Annotated in this window: 1 rRNA gene; it reads right to left on the reverse strand. The window is 52.1% G+C overall.

The features are described 5' to 3' along the window. Positions 1-334: ribosomal RNA gene (locus tag KQX66_RS39045) — 23S ribosomal RNA — on the reverse strand; the annotation flags it as partial. Positions 335-357: the final 23 nt, after the last annotated feature.

Genomic DNA, 357 nt, shown 5'->3' on the forward strand with positions numbered 1-357 from the left:
GCTATCACCCTTTGCTGCGCGACTTTCCAGACGCTTCCACTAACACACAAGCCGATTCAGGTTCTGGGCTCCTCCCCGTTCGCTCGCCGCTACTGGGGGAATCTCGGTTGATTTCTTTTCCTCGGGGTACTTAGATGTTTCAGTTCCCCCGGTTCGCCTCATGCCACTATGTATTCATGACATGATAGTGTGTCGAAACACACTGGGTTTCCCCATTCGGGTATCGCCGGTTATAACGGTTCATATCACCTTACCGACGCTTTTCGCAGATTAGCACGCCCTTCATCGCCTCTGACTGCCTAGGCATCCACCGTGTACGCTTAGTCACTTAACCTCACAACCCGAAGATGTTTCCAT

This window comes from Paenibacillus oleatilyticus (assembly GCF_018998565.1).
GTDB classification, from domain to species: Bacteria; Bacillota; Bacilli; order Paenibacillales; family NBRC-103111; genus Paenibacillus_G; species Paenibacillus_G oleatilyticus.